This window comes from Dehalogenimonas formicexedens, from assembly GCF_001953175.1.
Classification (GTDB): domain Bacteria; phylum Chloroflexota; class Dehalococcoidia; order Dehalococcoidales; family Dehalococcoidaceae; genus Dehalogenimonas; species Dehalogenimonas formicexedens.
This window is the reverse complement of sequence record NZ_CP018258.1, coordinates 1,880,899-1,900,734: the sequence shown is the minus strand read 5'-3', so window position 1 is coordinate 1,900,734 and position 19,836 is coordinate 1,880,899. Positions and strand designations below refer to the sequence as shown.

21 protein-coding genes are annotated in these 19,836 nt (G+C 45.6%); 16 read left to right on the top strand and 5 right to left on the bottom strand.

Annotated elements, in window-relative coordinates; all coding sequences use genetic code 11:
- Positions 1–799: 799 nt before the first annotated feature.
- A complete protein-coding gene (locus tag Dform_RS09955) occupies positions 800–1,282 on the bottom strand; it encodes a response regulator (RefSeq protein ID WP_058437584.1) in 483 nt (160 codons plus the stop codon).
- The gene (locus Dform_RS11415; protein ID WP_158513505.1) at positions 1,279–1,437 is read right to left on the bottom strand and encodes a hypothetical protein; all 159 of its coding nucleotides are present in this window, start codon (positions 1,435–1,437) and stop codon (positions 1,279–1,281) included. The genes Dform_RS09955 and Dform_RS11415 overlap by 4 nt, the downstream gene beginning before the upstream one ends.
- A gap of 146 nt (positions 1,438–1,583) precedes the next feature.
- Between Dform_RS11415 and Dform_RS11865 the strand changes: the two genes are divergently transcribed.
- Positions 1,584–2,030 carry a helix-turn-helix domain-containing protein gene (locus tag Dform_RS11865; protein ID WP_065128649.1) on the top strand — a complete coding sequence of 149 codons (447 nt, stop codon included), beginning with the start codon at positions 1,584–1,586 and terminating at the stop codon, positions 2,028–2,030.
- Positions 2,031–2,096: 66 nt separating this feature from the next.
- Here the strand turns inward: Dform_RS11865 and Dform_RS09945 are convergent, their stop codons facing one another.
- Positions 2,097–2,834 (bottom strand): class I SAM-dependent methyltransferase, encoded by a 738-nt coding sequence (locus tag Dform_RS09945; RefSeq protein WP_225973687.1) that lies wholly within the window; start codon positions 2,832–2,834, stop codon positions 2,097–2,099.
- A gap of 301 nt (positions 2,835–3,135) precedes the next feature.
- Here Dform_RS09945 and Dform_RS09940 point away from each other — a divergent pair, with 301 nt between their 5' ends.
- From Dform_RS09940 to Dform_RS09930, 3 genes are all read left to right on the top strand, one after another.
- Positions 3,136–3,555, top strand: coding sequence for a pyridoxamine 5'-phosphate oxidase family protein (locus Dform_RS09940; protein ID WP_058437579.1), 420 nt, complete (start codon positions 3,136–3,138; stop codon positions 3,553–3,555).
- A gap of 166 nt (positions 3,556–3,721) precedes the next feature.
- On the top strand, positions 3,722–4,936 hold the full coding sequence (locus Dform_RS09935; protein ID WP_058437577.1) for a bifunctional 3,4-dihydroxy-2-butanone-4-phosphate synthase/GTP cyclohydrolase II: 1,215 nt from the start codon (positions 3,722–3,724) through the stop codon (positions 4,934–4,936).
- A 43-nt stretch (positions 4,937–4,979) separates the two neighbouring features.
- Positions 4,980–6,485: a B12-binding domain-containing radical SAM protein gene (locus Dform_RS09930; protein WP_083496288.1), complete on the top strand. Its 1,506-nt coding sequence runs from the start codon at positions 4,980–4,982 to the stop codon at positions 6,483–6,485.
- A gap of 281 nt (positions 6,486–6,766) precedes the next feature.
- Here Dform_RS09930 and Dform_RS09925 read toward each other — a convergent pair whose 3' ends face one another.
- On the bottom strand, positions 6,767–8,350 hold the full coding sequence (locus Dform_RS09925) for a reductive dehalogenase (RefSeq protein ID WP_058437571.1): 1,584 nt from the start codon (positions 8,348–8,350) through the stop codon (positions 6,767–6,769).
- A gap of 289 nt (positions 8,351–8,639) precedes the next feature.
- On the opposite strand from Dform_RS09925, the gene Dform_RS09920 reads away from it, so the two are divergent.
- The 4 genes from Dform_RS09920 to Dform_RS09905 all read left to right on the top strand — a co-directional run bounded on the left by Dform_RS09920 (position 8,640) and on the right by Dform_RS09905 (position 12,047).
- Positions 8,640–9,365, top strand: coding sequence for a Crp/Fnr family transcriptional regulator (locus Dform_RS09920; protein ID WP_225973686.1), 726 nt, complete (start codon positions 8,640–8,642; stop codon positions 9,363–9,365).
- A gap of 16 nt (positions 9,366–9,381) precedes the next feature.
- A complete protein-coding gene (locus tag Dform_RS09915) occupies positions 9,382–10,725 on the top strand; it encodes a reductive dehalogenase (protein WP_076004832.1) in 1,344 nt (447 codons plus the stop codon).
- A 129-nt stretch (positions 10,726–10,854) separates the two neighbouring features.
- Positions 10,855–11,439 carry a hypothetical protein gene (locus Dform_RS09910; protein WP_058437567.1) on the top strand — a complete coding sequence of 195 codons (585 nt, stop codon included), beginning with the start codon at positions 10,855–10,857 and terminating at the stop codon, positions 11,437–11,439.
- Positions 11,436–12,047, top strand: coding sequence for a DUF1638 domain-containing protein (locus Dform_RS09905; protein ID WP_076004831.1), 612 nt, complete (start codon positions 11,436–11,438; stop codon positions 12,045–12,047). The genes Dform_RS09910 and Dform_RS09905 overlap by 4 nt, the downstream gene beginning before the upstream one ends.
- Here the strand turns inward: Dform_RS09905 and Dform_RS09900 are convergent.
- A protein-coding gene (locus Dform_RS09900; protein WP_099092355.1) for an IS3 family transposase occupies positions 12,040–13,154 on the bottom strand; the annotation gives its coding sequence in 2 pieces (ribosomal slippage) (positions 12,040–12,890 and positions 12,890–13,154; 1,116 coding nt in all). The genes Dform_RS09905 and Dform_RS09900 overlap by 8 nt on opposite strands.
- 607 nt (positions 13,155–13,761) lie before the next feature.
- Here Dform_RS09900 and Dform_RS09885 point away from each other — a divergent pair.
- From Dform_RS09885 to Dform_RS11125, 8 genes are all read left to right on the top strand, one after another.
- Positions 13,762–14,286 carry a hypothetical protein gene (locus Dform_RS09885; protein WP_076004830.1) on the top strand — a complete coding sequence of 175 codons (525 nt, stop codon included), beginning with the start codon at positions 13,762–13,764 and terminating at the stop codon, positions 14,284–14,286.
- Positions 14,287–14,386: 100 nt separating this feature from the next.
- Positions 14,387–14,803: a pyridoxamine 5'-phosphate oxidase family protein gene (locus Dform_RS09880; protein ID WP_058437556.1), complete on the top strand. Its 417-nt coding sequence runs from the start codon at positions 14,387–14,389 to the stop codon at positions 14,801–14,803.
- A gap of 264 nt (positions 14,804–15,067) precedes the next feature.
- Positions 15,068–15,826 (top strand): Dph6-related ATP pyrophosphatase, encoded by a 759-nt coding sequence (locus Dform_RS09875; protein WP_225973685.1) that lies wholly within the window; start codon positions 15,068–15,070, stop codon positions 15,824–15,826.
- A gap of 2 nt (positions 15,827–15,828) precedes the next feature.
- Positions 15,829–16,569: a radical SAM protein gene (locus Dform_RS09870; RefSeq protein WP_058437551.1), complete on the top strand. Its 741-nt coding sequence runs from the start codon at positions 15,829–15,831 to the stop codon at positions 16,567–16,569.
- The gene (locus tag Dform_RS09865) at positions 16,547–17,287 is read left to right on the top strand and encodes a cobalt-precorrin-7 (C(5))-methyltransferase (RefSeq protein ID WP_058437548.1); all 741 of its coding nucleotides are present in this window, start codon (positions 16,547–16,549) and stop codon (positions 17,285–17,287) included. The genes Dform_RS09870 and Dform_RS09865 overlap by 23 nt, the downstream gene beginning before the upstream one ends.
- Before the next feature lie 202 nt (positions 17,288–17,489).
- The gene (locus tag Dform_RS09860; RefSeq protein ID WP_058437545.1) at positions 17,490–18,302 is read left to right on the top strand and encodes a radical SAM protein; all 813 of its coding nucleotides are present in this window, start codon (positions 17,490–17,492) and stop codon (positions 18,300–18,302) included.
- 11 nt (positions 18,303–18,313) lie between these two features.
- On the top strand, positions 18,314–19,087 hold the full coding sequence (locus Dform_RS09855; RefSeq protein ID WP_058437540.1) for an adenosylcobinamide amidohydrolase: 774 nt from the start codon (positions 18,314–18,316) through the stop codon (positions 19,085–19,087).
- 5 nt (positions 19,088–19,092) lie between these two features.
- Positions 19,093–19,833: a radical SAM protein gene (locus tag Dform_RS11125; RefSeq protein ID WP_058437538.1), complete on the top strand. Its 741-nt coding sequence runs from the start codon at positions 19,093–19,095 to the stop codon at positions 19,831–19,833.
- The last annotated feature ends 3 nt before the right edge of the window (positions 19,834–19,836 follow it).

Genomic DNA, 19,836 nt, shown 5'->3' with positions numbered 1-19,836 from the left:
CAGAATATCATCAATATTGACCCTCAATAGGAAGAGCCGTTAAATACCCACAACGAATTAGAGGAGGTCATTTACTTGTCAGCAAGAGTTGGGATAAAAGCATTAGATGAGGTTAAGCGTGCACTTCAAGAATATCGTGAAACCTGCTGGACAAATCTCGGAACCGATATATCACGCGAAACATATTTTCACTACGCTGAACGGTTTGTTCGTTGGATGGATGGAGACTTTACCCCAGGTAAAATGCGTCCAAAGTAGGACCATCATTACATTATTCGGGTGCTTTACAAGCATCTGAATTTAAGTCGGATCGGGGGGCCGGGTGGAATTGAACTAATCGTCATTTTGTTGAGCTCTAATGGAATATATCTGAATTTAACTAAAATCACAACCCGGGCTAAGATGGATGTAGTGGGATGGGAGAGTGCTCTCGACGTATAAACATTCTAGAAAGCTGGTTTTTCATTCTTGGCGTGGTTTTTATTATCTTGTAAGGAACGTCGCCAGCTTTTAAAATCTTGTGAGGATCATTTTCTAGATCTAGCCTGATCCATTCGTGGCAACGTGGACACACGATCGCGCAATTGTCCAGATCTCCATGCTCGCCTGAACTGATAGGCGCGATTGCAACGGCATACGATTCGGTCCTGTTAATCCATGTCTTGCATACAGCACGGTACCAACCATTACCATCACCTCGGCCTTGTCTAAATCTGACCTGTACAATAATTACAGGTTGAAAATCCATAGGTCGCCTCAATCGAGGGTACACAAATATGTGCAGAAACTCACAACGACCCTACGAAGCTAGGGTTCTAGGCAAAGAGGGGGTCCGAATGCAAATGGGTTTAGTGCTTGAAATGAGTTCCGTCTGGCCTGGGGGCCCATCGTTTTGACTTGTCGGTTGTTGTTTTTTAGTCTCCCGTTTTTCAGTCAACCTACAAATTTTTACTAGAATATCCATCAAATCTAATGGTTTTTCGATGGACTCATTCGCTCCCAGATTGATTGCCTTAGGAATATCGTTTACTGTTTTCAGGTCCGCCACGGCTATTATTGCGACTTCAGAAAAAGATCTTATATTTATTATAGCCTCGAACCCTGCCATTTTTTTTAACCCAAGGTCAACGAATACAACATCCGGATTAGTCCCCCGTATTAGACTTATCATATCAACCTCAGGCGTAACGGCAATTATCTGGGTATCAGGCCGGCCGACACTAAAAGCCAAGGACACAAGATCCGATACCTCGGGGGAGTTCTCAATTATGACTAACTTCATAAACAGACAGCCTGCGAAAGGACGGTATCGACTCGAACCGTGCCCACACCAGCAATATTGACGATCATGGCTTCCTTCAAGGCTTGGAAGGCCACCATTTTGGGGAGTGAGGGATTCTGGACTCGATCAACCACATCCTGGGGCATTGAAGCCAAAGTGCCTCTCCTCAGAATCAATTATCTCGAACGGTTCCCAAGTTTAGGCGGAGTATAATATCACGTAGCGTCAATGTCAATCCCTATAGTAATGTTTATCCCGTACCTTCATTGAAAAAGATATAACATTGCGTTACAATCACGGTATGAAATCAGAGACAGTACACGAATCTATTCTCCAAATTAGTGACATCGCCAAGGCGGTTGGCGTCAGTCTCAGGATGGTTCGATTTTACGAAGAGTCGGGGCTTCTAAAGCCGTACGCAACCACTCAATCGGGGCTCAGGCTTTACAATAATAAAGACGTTATCAGATTGCGGTTCATTAACACACTGAGGCGTCTCGATATTTCTCTTGATGACATCAAGACAATCCTAGGGGTTAACAGCTCCTCTGCTGGGACAAAGGCAGAAGTGTTGAATCGATCCTTGAGTGCTTTTACCCTTGCCCAACAAAAAATCGACGATTACCAGGAAATTTTAAACGAACTCCGAAAAAATAACTCAATCGCTTTGGAATCGGTTCAAAATTGTCTAAAGTGTGATGCTTCTAGTTGCAAGGACTGTCCCCAAAGTGTTTATATTTTTTCGTAGATCCCCAACTAACCTGCTAGTCACTGATCTCTAACATAATGTCGATGGAATAAGTCGAGCTCCGCTTCATTGACTACGTTTCCATGTAATCCACGCACCAAATAAGTATGTTTGATAAAAACGAACAGGGACCTCAAATCCCGCCTCTATTAATATTGCGAACAACTCGGTCTCTGGAATGAAAGAAATATCTCGTTCAATATGATTTTCGTTTTTTATTAGGACCTCTGCGGACCACCCTTGTGATTCGCATGAAACTAACCAAGCCGCTGACAAACACTGGAATTCATCTGAATCTTTAGCACCGAACAGATCAGCGAGAATGAACGGGGCACCAGATTTTAGATTAGCGGCGATAGAGCCAAAATACTTTAATTTATCTTCGCGCTCTTTGATAAAGTGGGATACAAAAATCGAAGATGCTGAATCGAACTGGAAGGTTGAATGAAAATCTTCCACCCTGCCAATTGAGAACTTTACTCGGTTGTCCATTCCTGCCTGAGTGACCCGCTTTTGACAGGTTGTAATCATACTCGCAGAAACGTCAACAGCGGTGAACTGCCATAAAGGGAAATGTTTTCCGAGACAGAGTATTTCAGTTCCGGTCCCAGCACCAGATGAAAGGAATTTAGACCTCTCAGGTTGGTTTCGGAGCCAATTCAAAACCATCTCGTGTAAAACATCGTAAGAGGTGCAGAATAAGCGGATATTTTCATCATATTTCTCAGCAAGATCGGTATTAAAATGCACTGCAGCATTGAATGGTTTCTGTTTGGACGGCGTATTGCCGTTTTGAATCGCCACAGAGTTTATCTCCGATCCAAAAATAGATGGCCTGGATTATACAGACCATTCTCTAAGCCTTCAAACAAATTCGGCTAGATAACGACAAGGCGGTTCTAACTTATGATGCAGACTTTCGTAGTTGACTATCGCGATGAACCCGATTTACATTTGGCATTTCCCAAATTTCAGAGCAATCTCGTTTTGAATTAAACACTGACGTATGGTATTGACAGTGACGTAAGGTGATGATAAACTTTCAGCCATTCCAATGAAAACTAGAATACGTTTTCATTGAGAAAAATTGTTGGAGGGAAAACACATGGCGAAAATGCCCAAGGAAGTTATCGATCTGTTCCAAGATGCCTCGGTACCTAAGATGGTGGCTACAGTCGACAAAAAGGGAGAGCTCAACGTCACTCCAAAAACAAGCATGACCGCGGTGGACGCAGAGACCCTGGCTTTTGCCGACCTATATGGCAAAACTACCAGGACATTCAAGAACCTTGAAGAAACCAAAAAAGTGGCGATCGTCGCTGTAAAGATTCCTATCGCCCCTCCTTTCACCACAATACAAGTTAAAGGGACTTTCCAGAAGTATGAGACTTCAGGTCCACTTTTTGATAAGTTTGCCGAAGGTCTGAAGAAAGCGATGGGTGTAGATATCACTGGAGTGGGAGTTGTCCACGTGGATTCGATTTTCTCTCAAGCTCCACAGGATAAGGGCAAGAAACTAGCGTAATTCGGATTGACTGCTTACAAAGAGCGAGTGAGCCCAACCGGCTCACTCGCTCTCGTGTCCTTCACAATAAGACTTCGTATCAATAGAAGTATGAAAACAAATCTGGCAAAACATTAACTCCGGTATTTACCTGTACCACATCTACCAATCGGTTGAAGGAATTTGAATGTTAAATACGGATAATCTTAACAAGGCGATAGTTGATTTTAGGCAAGGGAAATTTGTCATTATTGTCGATGATGACAGCCGCGAAAACGAAGGTGATCTGGCAATAGCTGCTGAGGCAATTACACCTGAAACAATCAACTTTATGGCTAAAAACGCTCGCGGTCTAATTTGTGTCCCCATGGATCCGGATCGTTTGGAGATGCTCAATCTTCCGCTAATGGTTCATGACAACACTTCAAAACATTCCACCGCTTTCACAGTGTCAGTAGAGGCTCGTTTTGGAGTCTCTACAGGAATTTCGGCTGCCGATAGGGCGGCAACGGTGAAGGCTTTGATCGATCCCTCAACTCAACCAAATGATTTAGTGAAACCCGGGCATATTTTCCCGTTGAAAGCCCTCAAGGGTGGCGTATTGAAGAGAGCTGGCCACACTGAGGCTTCAGTAGATTTGGCAAGGTTATCAGGATTGTATCCGGCCGCAGTGATCTGCGAGATTATGAACCCTGATGGGACTATGGCGCGTCTTCCCCAACTCAAAATAATGTCCAAAGAATGGGGCTTCACCATGATCAGTGTTGCCGAATTAATTGCATATCGCCGAAGAACCGAGCATCTGGTTCAACGAGTCGCAGAAACCAAAATGCCGACCCGTTATGGGGAATTTCAAGCGATCGCTTATCGTAGTGAAGTTGAAAGCGGTGAACACGTTGCTTTGGTGAAGGGAAAGATCAACGGAGATGAACCTGTTTTGGTCCGGGTGCATAGCGAATGTCTTACCGGGGAAGTATTTGGCAGCCTGAGGTGCGATTGCGGTGAACAATTGGACATGGCGATGAAAGCCATTATTAACGAGGGTTCTGGGGTGCTACTATATATGCGGCAGGAAGGCAGAGGCATAGGTTTCCACAACAAATTACGAGCTTATGCCTTGCAAGACCAAGGGTTGGATACGGTAGAAGCAAATCATGAGCTGGGGTTTGAAGATGACCTTCGGGATTATGGAATTGGCGCTCAAATCCTATCCGATTTAGGATTGACTCGTATCAAATTGATGACCAATAATCCGCGAAAAGTGGTTGGACTTGAAGGATACGGATTAACAATAACAGAAGTTTTGAATATCCAGGCGCCTCCAAATTCTTACGACAAAAAGTACCTTAACGCCAAGAAAAACAAACTTGGGCACCACCTTGAATTGGTGGCGGATCCCTAGGTCGATAAGCTTGATCGGTCCTTCGTAAAGCAACAAGGGATTCATGAGAATATTACTCGTTATCCCATCCAGGGCGTACGGCAATATGCCGGGTTACACCAAATTTCCGGATGAGATGCTGTCTATCGGCGGCATGCTGGAAAGCTGCGGACATGAAGTCAAAATAATCGATTGCAACCTGGATAAGAAAAGTCAGCCGGCAGACTTTATCGAATTTGCCCCCGCGCTTATCGGGTTTGGCGTGGCTACGGGCCCGAATATCGCCAGCGCCCTGTCTCAGTCAGCGGAATATAAAAAACTGCTGCCTGGAGTTAAGATCACCTGGGGATTCAGGCACGCCAGTGCCTATCCGGCTGATGTTCTTGCCGAGCCCTGCGTCGATTATGCCGTGATAGGGGCGGGTGAATTCACTATCGCCGAACTCACCGACTACTTACAGAATGGTGATATTGAGATTTCATCGATTAAAGGGTTGGCCTACAAGGACCCTCAAGGCAAAGCGGTAATCAATGAAGTCAGATCTTTCATGCCCGATCTCGACAGCCTGCCGGATCCGGCCTGGCATCTGATAGATGTCAACAAATATTCTGACGTCACTCTGAATACCTCCCGGGGCTGCCCTTATAAATGCACTTTTTGCTCCGATGCAAATTTCTGGGGCGGCCAGATGTGTGATCTTTCCGCCAGGCGCATCGTGTCGCAGATGGAGAAGCTGCATGAGGAGTTTGGAACCCAGCACATCTATTTTTCTGGGGAGCGGTTCGTCATCAACCGCGAGCGGCTCAAGGAGTTCTGTAATCTTGTCATCGCCAAGAAATGGAAATTGACCTGGAACGCTCCAGTCTCAGGTGGCATTGACGAAGAGACGGTTAAGCTCATGGCTAAGAGCGGTTGTACCTCGGTGCTGCTCGAGGTTGAAACCGGCAGCCAACGAATGCTGACCTTTCTGGACAAGGGCACTGTGGCCGAAATGGAATCCACATTCTGGTTTTTAGTCAAACACCGCATCATCCCGACCATCTTCATGTACTACGGGTACCCCAACGAGACTCTCGCCGATTTCAGGGAAAGCCTGGACCTGTTGAAGCGACTTGACGATCCGCCCTATCTCTACATGAAATTCGTACCCTACCCCGGTACTAAGCTTTTCGATTATTGTGTCGAGCACGGACTCCTGGCTCAACCCAAGACCTTAATAGAATGGGCCGATTTCCCTCTCCGGTGTGCTAACGAGATGAACCTGTCTTCTGTACCTCAAAAAGCTATGGATGATGCCATGGCCAGCTTTCGCCGCAGCTATGCCACGAGGCGAGTGCGCTTCATGATGCGACATAACCCGGCGTTCTTCCTGACCGCGGTCAAACGTCCAGGTGAATTCTTCCGTTCGGTCTGGGACCTGGGAAAGTATTACATCGACATTATGATGGACCAAACCAACAGTTCCGATTCATGGATGTTCAAACTGTTTAAAAGGATGGGTTGGGTAGGTAAGGAAAACAAAAAGCTCGATGAAGCCAAGGGTATTACACGCGGTGGAGAGGTGAGGTAAGGTAATGAAAGTCTGGTTGGAGAATACCGGCCCTTATATTTGATCCCTTCTCGGCGGGTTACTAATTACGCTGCCCTGCCCGATCCCAACATCCCCATGTGGTGCTTCCCTACTTCATCACCGACGACAGACCTAACTCCGTCCGATACCCAAGGCATAGATGAAGTTGTTACCTAGGCAGAAAAAGAGCCGCGTCTTCTATCTCCGCGACCGACCTATTATATAAAGAAAGACGGGGACGATTTCTGAAAATCGTCCCCGCACCATCTTATCTAATCTCCTTATAACCTATGGCGCCCGTAGGTTCCGTCATATCCCCATTCACTGAGGTTTTCTCCAGAATACATTAACGCATCAATTTCTTCTTGCGTTGTTTCTCCCCAACCTTTGGCTTTGGACCCATAACCGAAGAAATCGTCCATTTTCCTAAAGAACCCGTTGAAAACTGGAGTAGTTGATGCAGTCCCCATGATGACCTGGTGAATTCCTGCTTGATCAAATTTCGAAAAAGTGCAGTTGGGCTGGCAAAGTCCGCAATACCCCGAAAGGGATTTTCTCCAGCCTTGATAGCATTTATTGTGATCCAGATACCAGGCATTTAATCCAGCATTGTTGAATGTCTCGGGTTGAACATAATTATCATATTTCTTGGTGATGTCCCATGATGGCTCTTTTTCTGTACTTATTGCTCCCATTGGACAGACATCAGCGCATTTTTTACAGGTAAAGCAAAAGCGACGAGCCCCAAATTCAATCGGATTATCATAAGCGAGTGGGAGATCAGTGAACACACAACTTGTGGCTCGTATTTGGGGTCCTCTTTCCGGAGTTATAACCATGGTCATGCGCCCCATCTCGCCTAACCCCCCCATAACCCCAAAAGGAGGAAACAGATGATTACCTATTGCATCGGTCGAAGCTGCGTGCCAACCCAAGGCCTTAAAAAATTGCAGTAAAGTATGTCGAGGGACATCTATTTGAATACAAGTACCTCCAGATTGCTGTGCTGTATGCATACCAGGAACATTCATAATGGCTTTGGACATTTGCCAACTAAAAGTCACTGCAGTCGTGAATTTGTTTGGTATAACAAATTTTGATTCTGAATTGTCTTTACCAGAATACTTAAGGTACGGCGCATCCACATCTTCAAATTCAATTCGCATTCCGGGATCTCCAATTGGTCTAGTGTTGATAAACCTCCTTGTTTTCTCATTTAGAGGTACAAAACCGATGGTAGATCCTCCCAATGTCCTGATAACCGTTCGGAGAAGAGCACTGTTTTCTTCAGGGGTACCACTCCAAGGAGGAACACCTAATTCTTGTGGGCTCCAAATACGGCTCATAATCCGGCTATCCCCCATGAACATTGCATGAGGTTCCAACAATTTTGAAGGCCAGGTCACCATACCATGCCCAAACGCAAATTCCCTGACGCTGTAACCAGGTTTCTTATTTAACATAGCTTCAATGTGTTGTGAACCTGGTTGCCACTTGGGAAACTTGATCATCGCTGCAGTGTTCCCTAAATCGTGTTGAAGAGTTTCGAGTAAACCGATCATCCCCGTTTCATCAGTAAGTTTCTTGGCTTCGTCCGGAGCCATGTTCCCAAGGAACGGTACAGTATTGAGCGCACCATCGTATCTTTTATAGATATCCCAATCCACCGGAGTAGTTGAATCCAATGCCTCGCGCTCTTTTACCCACCAGGCGCGTTTAGCTTTACCAATTCCAGTTGCTCCACCCAGCTCATCCAAGTCATGAAATACTGGGTTTGCCAGTGCGGCGGCTCCAACCCCGGCTCCAGCCAAGCCAATCGCCTTCATGAAATCACGACGGGTCACGGTGCTATGGAACTTGCTCACATCATTCTCCTTTTAACTTATTTACCATAAGCTAATACAAACACGTTTCTTTGGCAGTAAATATAAATACAATGAAGTTGTATTCTGGATGACATCCTGGGTGGCTAGGAACGACCCGACCCTTTTTACACTTATCTCATCTCCCTCAAACAAATTTGTCCCAAAATTATGTATTACGGATTACACCACGTCTCTTAGGCTAGTGATATAATTTTGATATAGGGATTTTTCTGCGCAGAGGCATTTTTGTTACTAGTGTTAAGAGGGTGGGATTGAAATGATAGGTTGTATGTCTGACTTTTGGTTGTTCGAATCGCTAAATGCTTCAGAGAAAGAATATGTTCGGACTTTGTTTCGCCGACCGATGTATGGTAAAGGTGAATACCTGTTCATGCAGGGGGAGCCTTCGACAGCGGTGTTCATGGTTTTCGAGGGCAAAATTAAGCTTTTCAAGACGTCCGATGAGGGCAAAGAAATTGTCTTGGGCTATCTGACATCACACGATCTTTTCGGTGAGGAAGTCCTATTCAACGATAGTGTTCATGCCCTTTCAGCTCAGGCTATGGAAAGATCCCGCCTTTGCGCCTGTTATAAGACAGATTTCGAATCACTTATCGCTCAGAATTCGTCAATAGCGATCAAAACAATCCGAATTTTAAGCGAACGTTTGGGAACGATGAATGAGCGGCTGGCTGACATGGCAATTTGTGATACTCAGACGAGATTAGCTCGGATGCTTGGCCGTCTGGCTCAAGAACACGGTGAAGTAACAAAGGATGGCCGAAGATTGGCTTTTAGAATGACTCACGATGAATTGGGAGCGCTGACTGGGACATCCAGAGTAATGGTAACTAACGTCCTGAAAAATCTTAAAAAGGCTGGCATAGTTAAGGACGATTTGGAACATAAATTTATCATAAGCAATTGGTTCCTAAAAGAGATGGAATTGCACCCCAGAAATGAAGTTGAAGAACTAGTCCCGAATCTAAATTGCCAATGCCTATCTCAGTCTTAACTTATGCAGTGGTTTTATGACCAAATATCATGTTACCCACACAGAAAAAGCCTTCACAACCCACTTTGATCTCCCTTCACATGTTTTTCAACAGTCAATTGCTAGTGACACTTTCCATGACCTTGACGAGGTGCTGGCATCCCAATTAGCCAAAAATCAACGACCTTGGTGGGTTTCACCTCTCGAAATCAACCACCCCACTTGTGAAATTAATTGGGAAAATATTCACCGTTTTGACGGACGAGAGTCTTTGCACACGATCCATAGTCTCGCTAAATATATTGGCGGAATCCAAGCAGTTTACGATTCAATCAACTCGGGACACAGGGCTTTACTATCCGAAATACGCCACTCTCGACTAACACTTTTCCGTCAAGCCTTAATCGAAGGTAGTAGGATCAAACCGTATTTTGCGAAGACGTTTTTGGGGCGTGAACATGCAGAAACATCTTCCGCTTACAGGGAACCTATAACTTGGCAAGGTACACCGGAAGAAAACCTTGGAATTCTAACTGCTGCTGCTCGGTACTTTGGCGCATACACAATAGGGACCATGGAGCTTAACAGCCTCGAGCGTAAATTGCTTTTTACCTATCCGAGAGGAAACAATAATCCTCCTGCAAAATATGGGAAGACAAAAGCTACAACAAATGATTTCACGCATGATTGGCCGCCACCAAATGATATTATAAAACCCATCGTATTCGAGGATGTTACCCGGGCATACGAGTCGGCAAACCGATATGTCATACCAAAGAAAAAACTTTGGATTGTCAGTATCATGATGCCTCCGATTCGTTCGACTCACGAAAATTCTTCGATCTGGGGACCGCGTTATTACGATAACAGTTATAGGACGCATACAGCTGTACAAACGTGTCTTCAGGATTTCCTGAGAGCTATCGGATACCAAGGCATGGGGTACATGGATGATACACAGGGGCTGTTGCCTGCCGCTGCCGCCGCGATATTGTCAGGACTAGCCGAGGTCACAAGGAATAACAATTATTGTTTTTGTCCAAAGCCTCAGAACAATTCGAGTTATTTCAGTATGATCACAGATCTCCCGTTAGCTCCCACCGGTCCAATAGATTCCGGGGTGTTTCGCTATTGCCATACATGCTTTAAATGTGCAACCGTATGTCCGAGCGGCGCGATTTCGAACCATTCTGAAGCGAGTTGGGAACCGCCTACGTTCGAGGGGATGTCAAACGAATATACAGTGCCAGGTAAAAAATTGTTTTTTAATAAGACGCATTTGTGTAAGAAACACAGCCTCGAACAATCGAGTGAATGCAATTTATGTTTGGCCACATGCCCATTTTGCTCAAGCCTCCTCAATATTCCTCGATCATTTTAGGACAGAGAAAACTGGTTTCAAACGAATAAAACTTTCCCGATCAAACCAACCATACCGTTACCTATTTTTACCATTTTGTTACCATGAGGCATGCTATAATACTTCCTGGTTAATAAAAGGAATTCTTACATGCCAGCGACCAGCGTTAACCGTATACAGTTCTATAACGACCTTCTTGAAAAAGACTTCAATGCTGAAAGAATATATTCGAGTGAGGAACTGCTCGCCACTGTTTGCGACTTAACCACTCAATGGGAAGCAGGAAATGTGAATGCGGCGGAATTAAATGCCGCATTGAAATTTGTTAATCATGGATTATCGCTTATCGCGTCTCACCATTTATCTGAAACAGTTATCCCAATCTGTTATTTTTCTGAGTTCATACCTAAATCCGTTGAACTAATTTATCTACTGTTGACATTATCAGGGTTTCGAGCTCGACCCACGTCAATACTAAACCCTGAAAGACAAAAAACCGAATTCATAAACGGTAGGTTCATCGTAGTCACCTTGCCACAATATAACCACATTATTCTATTAGACAGATTTCTTAAATTGTTACGTGGTAAGGATATACGTGTTCTCTTGGGGGGGAATATATTTATTCTAAAACCGGAGTTAATGGATAATTACCTATCATCATGCAATTTCCCTCCCAGCATATTGGCCCTTCCTACTATACTTAAAGATTCGTTGCTGGAGAAAATGGAATGAGAATCGGCCTTTTAACCTGCGCTTCGATGCTTGACCAAGTAAGATTGGTAACAAAAACGTTACCTGATAACGCCTATTCTATATATCCGGTGTTACCCTGTTGCCTTTTTCCAGTTGGTAGTCAAACGTTAAGAACACAGATTGACAAGTCAGTAATAGCAAATGAATCAACTATTATTATTTACGGATCTTGCCATCCTGATCTTGAGAAACTCATGAACAAATACCGTGATTACTCGATATCTATGCTGGGAGGGAAGAATTGTTGGGAAATGTCACTTCCCCCTTCGTTGTTACGAAAATGCTTAAGGAATAATGAATGGATGTTGAGTAAACCCTTTTTGACTAAATGGAGGAAGGAAGTTATTGATGGTTTTGGGTTAAACACAAAAAATGGGAGAGTTGTCCTTGATTCCAACGTGACAAAAATGGTTGCGCTTAGGTTTAAAGGAATCAAGTTTGAAGAACAAATAATAAGCGAATTTGCCGACAAGGTTGGGATACCGTATTCGATACAAGAGGTAAGTAATTCACATCTTAAAATAATGTTGACCAAAGCGGTAGCTAAATTTGACCTGCCCCCGATAGCGATACCACTTCTTAAGTAGTTATTGCAGCTATCTTGGCCTCTGGCGCCGGTGGACGGTAGCCGAGTGAGCTGTGGGGCCGGATCTGATTGTAGTCCCTCCTCCACTGCTCAATCAATACCTTCGCCTCAGTTAACGTACTGAATATTTCCCGGTCCAGGAGTTCATCACTGAGCTTGCCATTGAAGGACTCAATGTAGCCGTTTTCCCATGGGCTCCCTGGCTCGATGAATAGCGTTTTAACTCCAATCCTGGCCAGCCATTTGCGTATCTGCCTGGCGGTGAATTCGGTTCCATTGTCGGAGCGGATGTACTCAGGTATTCCCCGGAGCACAAAGAGTTGGAAAAGCTGGTCTATGACATCATGAGAAGGGATACTGCGGGCCACCAGCAGCGCCGGGCACTCCCTAGTGAACTCATCGATAATGGTCAGTATCCTGAAAGCCTTGCCGTTCTCTGTCCTACGTTTAACAAAGTCGTAGCTCCAAACGTGGTCCTTGTGTTCCGGCCTCAAACGGATGCACGAGTTGTCGTTAAGCCATAGTCTTTTACGCCTTGGTTGCTTCTGGGGCACCTTTAAACCTTCCTGCCGCCATATTCTTTCCACCCTCTTGTGATTTACCATCCAGCCTTCCGATTTGAGCATAGCCGTAATACGCCGGTAGCCATACCGGCCAAACTTGGTGGCCAGGGAAATGATATCGTCCGTCAGACTCTCCTCTTCGGCACTTGAGTTGTGACTCCGCCGTTGAGTAGATCTCGTCTGACCTAATACCATACATGCCCGCCTCTGGGAGATATGAAGTGCATCCGATATTCGGATAATCACCTTCCTTCTCCTGGACGGGCTTAGGAGTTTCCCCGGGCGGCTTCGGCCAGGATGGCCTTATCGAGAGATAGATCAGCCACCAGGCGCTTCAGGCGTGCGTTCTCTTGTTCGAGTTCCTTAAGTCGTTTTGCCTGCTCGATGCGCATGCCACCGAACTCCTGGCGCCAGCGATAATAGGTGCAGTCGCTGACTCCGATCTTCTTGAGCATTACGGAGAGGGTAGTACCTTGGCTGATAAGGACCTCAGCCTCTCGGAGCTTGTTGATGATCTGCTCTGGCGTGAAAGATTTCCTGGGCATCTGCTTCCCCCTTTCTTATTTTCCAGTCTAACATGAAACTGGACTCGTTTTAGGGGGTCAGGTCAATGGATGATGCTTTCGGTTTCGGCCAACTACCTGTTGAACAATATGAAGATTGGTGGAATCTCGGAAAAGAAATGCCTATTTTTGGTATGGATCAGACGTAAATATCGAGAAAGGAAAGTACAATGTGGTATTGGTATTTAGGGATTCTTGGTTTAGGGATCGTTTTAACCTCGATTATTTATTGGGTTCGAACGAATAAAATTGCGGTTCAATGGTACGTGTGGGTTCTATCTGCTATTGGATTGCTTTCAACACTATTCGCTCTTCAAAACATCGTTGGGACATATGAAGAGCACTATCCGAAAGCTGCGGCAATGTCGGCTCTTCTCTTTGGGGTTCCAGGCTTAATACTATTGGGAATCGCGACTCAGCTGATGGTTCGATCTCGAACTCACGAAAAAGTGTAGAACAAAATAGGGACCGGCTGGCTCAGACTGCTAAAACCTGAATCACTTAAATAATTATCGAGTCAGCCGGTCCCTATTTGTCTTGCAGACAATTCTTGCGTCATAAATTACAAGATAATTAATTTGATATTCCAATGAAAAAAATGATTAAGTCAATCGATAGTAAATGTTTATTACGCAGTATCGTTATTACTTCACCCATTGTACTTTGTGCAGTGATAAGCATGACCTATAGTGTTATATCAATTACAGATCATGTAGATGCAAAAACCAGTACGACCCATGTGGTAGTGAATACGACAAGCGGATCAAATACTCCAATTATATTGGACGCATCGAAACTTTTTACCGCTTATGCCACCAATTCTTCAGATGCAAACAAGAACTACCTCGAACGGGATGTGGTTCTTAGCGGGAAGCTTATCTCATGGCAAAAGCAGGTTGATGCTGTCAGTGCTTCTGTCGGTTATTATCTATTTGTCGGGTCTGACAATCCAAGTGATCTATTTAAAATAAAATGCATTGTGCAAATCCAAATACTTTCAGACACTCAATTAAATAATGTGGTCGGGAAAGATGTCACCATTACTGGGGTATGTCTCGGTTTAGTGAACAACGAATTAGTCATAGCAAATTCATTTTTAAAAAACGCTTCCTGAATTTGCAGCTTAAGAATCTGGAGGAATGGATGCAAATATAGGGCAGATTCAAAGTGACCTGAGTCTAGTGATTATTATTAGGTGAAAGGATTTAAATAAAATGGCCAAAATGACAAAAGAAGTGGTTGCTCTGTTCCAAAACCCGAGCGTTCCCAAAATGGTTGCGACGATAAGTAAAAAGGGTGAATTAAATGTCACACCTAAAACTAGTATGACCGCCGTAGATGACGAGACTCTTGCATTCGCAGATCTGTATGGCCGAACGACCAGGACATTTAAAAATCTTGAAGAAACGAAAAAAGTTGCAATCGTTGCCATCAATTTGCCAATAGCCCCTCCATTTACGGCTTATCAAATAAAAGGAAGTTTTCAAAAATATCACACGAGTGGGCCGTTATTTGACAATTTTGCTAAAGCCATCAAGGAAGCCATGGGCGTAAACATTACTGGAGTTGGTACTGTAAAGGTAGAGTCCGTCTATTCCCAGGCTCCTCAAGACAAAGGTAAAGCAGTATAGATCAGTTCTCAATTTGATGCGTTGGGCTGGTAACCCCAGCCCAACGCATGCGACTATTTTATGAGAATACTGTACGAGAATAATTCCGAGAAATTGGTTCAATAGGTCCCTAGGTCTATGTAATGGACATTACTGAAACCCACGAAACGACACTGATATATTTTAAGATGAATGGCCTCCCGAAATGCTTCCTGTTGGATTCCGATACAGTAACTAGTGAACTAGTTCTGGATCGACTTGGTTATGGTAGACAAGGAGAAATCGATGGATGTGTTCGTATCTTGGAGCGGTGGAAAAGACTGTTCGCTATCTCTGTTCAGAGCACTCAATATTGGCCATAACGTTAGATGCGTTGCCAGCATGTTCACGCGTGAAGTGGGGCGGCTTTATCCTCATCACCTTACCCTTAAAGTAGTTGAGCAGCAGGCAGAAGCCATTGATATCCCCCTGACTGCCAATTGGACTGACGGAGCCGGTTATACCACCAATTACATCAAAATGCTTCAGAATTTCAGAAAAGACGGTATCACAGGTGCCGTTTTTGGCGATGTCAGCCTTGGTAATCCCGATGCCCTGGAACACCGGATGTGGATTGAAAGAGTCTGTCGAGCGGCAGACATGGAACCGATCTTACCTCTCTGGGATGAAGATCGTGAATCAATCATAAACGATCTCATAGATTCCGGATTTGTGAGTCTGATCATCGCCGCGGATAATTCGAAATTAGGTAGAAGTTGGCTCGGGAGAACTCTCGACCGAGATTTGCTGGATGAACTTAAATCACTATATGTCACCTCAACCGATGGTAAGGTAGGTTTGTACCATACACTAACTGTTGACGGGCCGATCTTTAAAAAGCGGCTTGCTTTAGGACAACAGAAGGTTGTCTTCAAAGAATGCGGCCTATACGATGGCAAACCAACTGTATCGCCCTTCTGGTATCTCGAAATTGACAATTGTTCACTTATCGATAAACCCGAATATGGCGAAGAAACCGCGTTATTATCCAACTCAATGGTATAAATTTGAAAACCAATATCTACCATATCACTCATACTCCAGCCACCGACAGTGTTTCACTACGTTTCTGGGGCTGCAACATGGCCTGTTTGGGATGTTTGTGCAAGGAAGGTATCTACGATCACCTCCTTAAAGATGATGACCAAAAATACTTTGCAAATGCTCCGAATGCGCCGGAGCGCCTGTTAGACCTGGATCAAGTGCTTGATCGACTTGATGAACTCAATCCCAGACGAATATATCTCACTGGCGAAGAAGCAACTCTCGATCCGAATTACGCGGCGATCACCAAAGCTTTCCATGAGCAGTTCAACTCAGAAAACGTCCTTTACACAAACGGCTTCAAGATGCCATCAATGGACGACACTGATTCGGTTGAAGTGGGTATCAAAGCCATCACGGAGGAACTTCACCAGTGGTATACCGGCAGATCAGCTGAGCCGGTAAAGAATAACTTCATTAGGTACGCCCGTTCCGGGGTTAGACTAACCGCGGCTTCGATTTTGATTCCTGGACTAGTGGAGATCGCCGAAATTGAGCGTATCGCCCAATTTATCGCCGGAATCGACCGGAATATCCCCTACTACGTCTTGCCTTATTTTCCGGCAGGGGAAAACAAGTGGCGGAAAACAAAACCGGAAGAAGTTGCAGAGGCTGTTGAGCGAGTAAGCCGTTACCTGACCAACGTATCGGGCTGCCAGGGTGTGAAAAAGGAAATCCTGCATGAAGTGGAACGGGTTGTCTAAGGCGGCGGGTTGTTGGGACCTGTCTCAACCCAACAAAGTTGGGGTGTCGATAATCGGCACAGGCCCGGGCAATGGTGAGTTCATTACTCCGATATCAGAGAGATCGCTTGATGAAAGCCAAATCGTCATCGGATGGCCGCGGTCGCTTAGAGAACTCGGACTTAATTTGAAGCAAAAAGTCGTTTTGCAGCAGGATGCGTCGACTTATCAGAATGTTCAATACCAAAGTTGGGAACTGGGGCTAATAAGTAATCAAGATGTGGCGGTATTAATCCAGGATGATCCCACTACCTACCCTGCCAGTCATGATTTCGAAAAACTGTTTCCTTGCTACAAAATCGAGCTAGTTCCTGCCATCTCGAGCCTGCAACTCCTCGCTGCGGCAGCTTGCATATCACTCGAGGATTCGCTGCTGGTGGTTTACGCTCCCGATCCCCAAGGCAATATAGACCAAAATGACCTGATGCGGAAAAGGCAGCGGATGATCCGGTCTTTTCGCAACGGTTACAATTTGATTGTTTTAAGTGACATTGAACAGACCTTGTCTCAGACGGCATCTTTCCTTCTGAAGAATCGGATCTCGAAAAACACTGAAACAGTGGTGGGTGAATGCATGGGATGTGCGGATGAACAAGTCCGCACTCTTACTCTATCAGAAGTGGCCGCTGGCAATTTCCATTGGATATCCTGCATGGTAGTAAGGAAGGAAAAGAATTGATGATTCCGCGGCAAGCTTTGTGGTGGGGGAAACCGGGGTGCCTGACTGCGCGACTCAGTCTGGCTTAATAAGCTGTGAAACCCTTCCCGTGGGCTCCTCGGGTGTAATCGGGGTTCACCGCCGGGCTTGCCGAATTTTTTAAATATGAGTCTTAGGACAAACCTGATTTAGAACATAGATCTTTATCGATAAGGAACAACGCATGGCTACCCTGACCGAATTTACACCCAGTTTAAGCGCCCTGAAAAGAAGCCTGACGCACGTCTATCACATCGCCTACGCGCCGGCGATTAAAAAGGCTTATCTGTTTCACTGGGGCTGCAACTTAAAATGTAAAGGGTGTCTATGCCATAAAGAAATCAACTGCATGGCACTGGAGGAAAACCTAGACGTGGTCTTCCGGGATCCCCGGCTCAGGCCGCCGCAGACTCCGGCGGGATCGCTTTCATTTGATGAACTCATAACCATCCTGGAAAAAGTGGAACTTGCCGAGGTAGCCTTTGAAGGCCAGGAAGCATCGCTTGATCCGACGCTACCGGAGATCTGCCGCTATTTAAAGGGCCGGAACGCAAGGGTAGTGCTTCATACTAACGGAGTGGCCAAGGCGGACACGGCCAATATTGACGAGGTGATAGTCAGTCTCAAGGCGGTGACGCCTCGAATCTACCAAGAATATACCGGTCTTTCGAACTCGTTCGTCCTTGAAAATTTCAAGCGGTACCATGATTCTAGTGTCCTTTTGAAAGCCGAGAGCGTCTTTATCCCCGGGTATATTGGGTTTGATGAGACTGAGAAGATTGCCAGGTTCATTAGTTCGGTTGATAAAAGCATTCCATACCGCATAGATGCTTATTTTGAATCCGGGGATAATCCCTGGCGGGCACCTGAGCCGGCAGAGATGAAAGAAGCGGTCGGCATCGCCAAACAACACCTTGCCAATGTCTACAGTACTCAGCAGACCAAAAGAGAACTCACCAAAGCCGACCTGCTATATGAAGTAATCCGGCTGTATTGAAAGGGGTATTTATGCCAGTTTCAGCGATCGAAAGACGCCCTGTAACCGAACTCGAAGGTCTTTCTGCCGAGACCATTTATTATACGGCGCTTGGCGTACCCAACAATGTCTTTGCCATAAAATTTGACGAGGCTAGAAATGTCATCAGCAGTCGTCATGGGTTAGTCAAAGCGAAAATACTTTTTAACTGCCACATCCCCGACGAACTCGGACTATACATGCATGATCAGAGTAAAGATCATTTCTACTACTATGAGCAACTGCTGAAAGACATCCTCACAGAACACAGGGTGGACATCAGGGACACTGCCTTCCTCTCCACCGGTGTGCCGATGGGGAATTTAGCGTGGGCGGTAGAGCGCTACGAGGAGTTGTGGGTCGCCTGTTTCACCACCGCGGGTGTACGCCACAACGCTGTCCGGATTGGCCGCGATAAATCAGTGGGCATGGAGAGGAAAGGACAGTTCATTCCCTTTGGCACGATCTGCCACGTCATGGTGACCAATGGGACGTTAGACCCTGGGGCTTTGGTGTCGTCGGTCATCACCGTTACCGAAGCCAAAAATGTGGCTCTCCAGGAACTCGACATCAGGAGTTCCAAGCACCCGGAGTGGCTGGCTACCGGGACTGGCACCGACCAGGTGATTGTGGCTTCAGGTTTTGGAGAAAAGTGCCAGTACGTCCAGGGCCATACGATTATGGGTGAGATGATGGCGCTTTCTGTAATCCGTTCGACCCAGGAGGCAATAGCGACAAGCATCCGAAATTCCAAAGAAACCTGTTAAGCGTTATGAATGTCTACCACATCACCTATGAACCATCTTTTCGGATTTTAGACCTCCATTTTTGGGGCTGCAATCTCCATTGCCTTGGCTGCTACAAGAATTTTGAGATTCATGACTTGGGACTGAATGAGAATGCGGTTGAACAGTTGTCTCATGCCGCCCCAGCCGAGCCGCCAACCCACTTTTTTACTCTGGCAGAGGTCCTGCATAAAACCCAAGGCCTCGATCCGAAATACACTATTTTTATGGGGCAAGAGGCTATCATGGATCCCGAACTGCCGGCCTTGGCGGCATCCCTCCATGAGAGAGACCATAGTCAACAGATTCTTCTAACCAACGGGCTTAAGGTGGGCGACCTGAAAGATATCGATGAGGTAGTATTCAGCTTCAAAACTTACTTCAAAGCAGCCCACAAAAGATATACCGGGCAAACGAACGAAACGATCATGACCAATTTCAAACACATTTTTGACAACGGTAAGAAGTTACAGGCCGAGATAGCGTACATTCCGGGTATCGTGGAAGAGCCTGATATAAAGCAACTGGCAAAATTTATTGCCGGGATCGATAAGAACATTCTCTTCCGCGTGACATCTTATTTCGCCGTACCCAAGGCGCCGTGGCATTCGGCGACCCGCGAGCAGGTTGAAAACGCCGCCAGAATGGCAAAACTTTATCTCAACAACGTGACAACGGTCACCTCAGAAGAGAAAAGCGGCCAATGGAAACCAGTGGTGGTGTCGTAAAAG

Excerpts from the sequence above, each read along its gene's own strand:
- Dform_RS09955 (WP_058437584.1), bottom strand. The coding sequence starts at position 1,282 with ATGAAGTTAGTCATAATTGAGAACTCCCCCGAGGTATCGGATCTTGTG.
- Dform_RS11865 (WP_065128649.1), top strand. The coding sequence starts at position 1,584 with ATGAAATCAGAGACAGTACACGAATCTATTCTCCAAATTAGTGACATC.
- Dform_RS09940 (WP_058437579.1), top strand. The coding sequence starts at position 3,136 with ATGGCGAAAATGCCCAAGGAAGTTATCGATCTGTTCCAAGATGCCTCG.
- Dform_RS09935 (WP_058437577.1), top strand. The coding sequence starts at position 3,722 with ATGTTAAATACGGATAATCTTAACAAGGCGATAGTTGATTTTAGGCAA.
- Dform_RS09930 (WP_083496288.1), top strand. The coding sequence starts at position 4,980 with ATGAGAATATTACTCGTTATCCCATCCAGGGCGTACGGCAATATGCCG.
- Dform_RS09920 (WP_225973686.1), top strand. The coding sequence starts at position 8,640 with ATGTCTGACTTTTGGTTGTTCGAATCGCTAAATGCTTCAGAGAAAGAA.
- Dform_RS09915 (WP_076004832.1), top strand. The coding sequence starts at position 9,382 with ATGACCAAATATCATGTTACCCACACAGAAAAAGCCTTCACAACCCAC.
- Dform_RS09910 (WP_058437567.1), top strand. The coding sequence starts at position 10,855 with ATGCCAGCGACCAGCGTTAACCGTATACAGTTCTATAACGACCTTCTT.
- Dform_RS09905 (WP_076004831.1), top strand. The coding sequence starts at position 11,436 with ATGAGAATCGGCCTTTTAACCTGCGCTTCGATGCTTGACCAAGTAAGA.
- Dform_RS09885 (WP_076004830.1), top strand. The coding sequence starts at position 13,762 with ATGAAAAAAATGATTAAGTCAATCGATAGTAAATGTTTATTACGCAGT.
- Dform_RS09880 (WP_058437556.1), top strand. The coding sequence starts at position 14,387 with ATGGCCAAAATGACAAAAGAAGTGGTTGCTCTGTTCCAAAACCCGAGC.
- Dform_RS09875 (WP_225973685.1), top strand. The coding sequence starts at position 15,068 with ATGGATGTGTTCGTATCTTGGAGCGGTGGAAAAGACTGTTCGCTATCT.
- Dform_RS09865 (WP_058437548.1), top strand. The coding sequence starts at position 16,547 with ATGAAGTGGAACGGGTTGTCTAAGGCGGCGGGTTGTTGGGACCTGTCT.
- Dform_RS09860 (WP_058437545.1), top strand. The coding sequence starts at position 17,490 with ATGGCTACCCTGACCGAATTTACACCCAGTTTAAGCGCCCTGAAAAGA.
- Dform_RS09855 (WP_058437540.1), top strand. The coding sequence starts at position 18,314 with ATGCCAGTTTCAGCGATCGAAAGACGCCCTGTAACCGAACTCGAAGGT.
- Dform_RS11125 (WP_058437538.1), top strand. The coding sequence starts at position 19,093 with ATGAATGTCTACCACATCACCTATGAACCATCTTTTCGGATTTTAGAC.